The organism is Serratia microhaemolytica (assembly GCF_004011885.1).
Taxonomy (GTDB): Bacteria; Pseudomonadota; Gammaproteobacteria; order Enterobacterales; family Enterobacteriaceae; genus Serratia_G; species Serratia_G microhaemolytica.
Map to the genome: position 1 here is coordinate 1 of NZ_SBEF01000098.1, position 1,832 is coordinate 1,832.

Genomic DNA, 1,832 nt, shown 5'->3' on the forward strand with positions numbered 1-1,832 from the left:
CCCAAAGAGGCATATGAGCCGCAGTTGCGTGAGATATCTCCTTGTTGTTCACCGATCATGGTGAGATAAATGGGGTAGGACATAGCACAAGGTTCCCTGTTTTATTTATGCCAATCAGAATTTGTTTGTAAATCAGTGCATAGCTTTGATGGGCTATTCTCATGATTTTTATAATGAAAATCACACCATAACAAGTTATTAAACCAGTAAGTTGTATTTTTTTAGTCAATCATCGGGCAGAAAAGCATTGAGCTTGCTCTGCAAGGGGATCTCTACCTTATCTATTGACATAATTTAATATCACGAACATATTCATTTGGTGATCGCCATGACACTTTATCTGGACAGATCAGATAGCCTTGTTTTTTCAGTGTAGTCTCGATGTAAATTGAGAACAGAAAAGAAAAAATCACACCAAAAACAGTAAAGAAGATTAAATATTTACTAACCAAGCTATTCATCTTCTGTTGTGGTTTTTTTAGAAAAATACAGAATGCCAGCCATGATAAGTAAAATACACCAGGCATTAAAAAAATTGCCACACCAACCGACCACGAGAACTCAATAATATCGGATAAACTAAAAAAACCAAGATATCCATGCAGTGAGAACAAAATACCGACCACGCCTAACAAAAAAAACAGCACGGTGTAAAATCCGGCAGCAGCTCTGCTAATATTAGCCACGATCAAAGCATCTCCAATTATATAAAGGCCTATTTATATCATAATGAGTACCAGCTAAGCTGGTGATTTTCATTTTCATGATATGACTTGAATGTTTTGATAATTGTCTCACTAATATGATAATGCTTGTCCAGCCAATCTAGAGCAACAGTAACAGCAAATCCTGCCGCAAATATTAATACTCCAATAACAATCACTTCGCCACCCGCAACCATCAATCCAGTGGCTATGGCTTTCGCTCCCCAGGCCACCCCGACAGAAACAGCGAGTTTAGCTGCATCGATGCTGAGATTAACAAAAAAATCAGTCAGGCTATAGTCATCTTTTAACATCAGTTCAACGGCACGATAAGCAGCAGAGAAGATCAAGCAGAAGCGCGCACCACTGATAATGCCATTCTCAATACCTTTGGTACCAATCCCGATATTGAGTATCTTTTTATTTTTAATCGAATATCTGGTGCCGGTTAAGATCTTGCGAACACCCGGGTAGCCAGAGATTTTTATATAACCTCTGCCCTGTTTGTCACGATATTCAGTGGCTGTAATACCAAATGCCCTCAGCTCAACAATAATTCGGCCAAGTGCGAGACCATCCTTAATATTACCCGCATAAGGAGAAAGCGGATCACTACAGCCAAAACCGATATCACGCCAATGTGCTGCATTAGGGTTGCAGAACTGGCGCAGCATGGCACCCCCTTCTTCGAGGGTGAGCAGTGCATAGACATTCTCGTCTGGGATGTCTGTTAGCTGTTGCTGTAAGCGTCGATAGTTAGACTCTTCAGCCTGTTGCTGCATCTGCTTTACCTGTTCGCTTAACTCAAAGTCATCTGCGACAAAAGTTCTCAAGTGAGGATCATATTTCATCGTGATACATCCTGTTAACCCGCCGTTTATTAATGCTCGATTCCAGTCGATGCCGTTGGTGCAGCCAGTTTGTGTTCAGGCTGCACATAGCAACGGGGCCCTACATGTTGTAGCCGAGAATGTAGATCGCTATCCAAGGATAACGTGGTAGCTAAAAATGGTTGGCTAGCACCTTTAAGACACTCTCTCTTCCCAGAAACTGTACGCGCTGGTATTGGAGAGTTTATGCTCCCAACTGATAGATTTATAGCGCAACAATATTCTTTCGAATGGCATA

At 41.3% G+C, this 1,832-nt stretch carries 2 protein-coding genes; both read right to left on the reverse strand.

Annotation, left to right across the window (positions count from 1 at the left end):
- Nucleotides 1-281: 281 nt before the first annotated feature.
- Nucleotides 282-686: a DUF1240 domain-containing protein gene (locus tag EOJ37_RS14050; protein WP_127960494.1), complete on the reverse strand. Its 405-nt coding sequence runs from the start codon at nt 684-686 to the stop codon at nt 282-284.
- Between the two features lie 38 nt (nt 687-724).
- Nucleotides 725-1,555 carry a hypothetical protein gene (locus tag EOJ37_RS14055; RefSeq protein WP_127960495.1) on the reverse strand — a complete coding sequence of 277 codons (831 nt, stop codon included), beginning with the start codon at nt 1,553-1,555 and terminating at the stop codon, nt 725-727.
- Nucleotides 1,556-1,832 lie beyond the last annotated feature (277 nt).

Excerpts from the sequence above, each read along its gene's own strand:
- EOJ37_RS14055 (WP_127960495.1), bottom strand. The coding sequence starts at position 1,555 with ATGAAATATGATCCTCACTTGAGAACTTTTGTCGCAGATGACTTTGAG.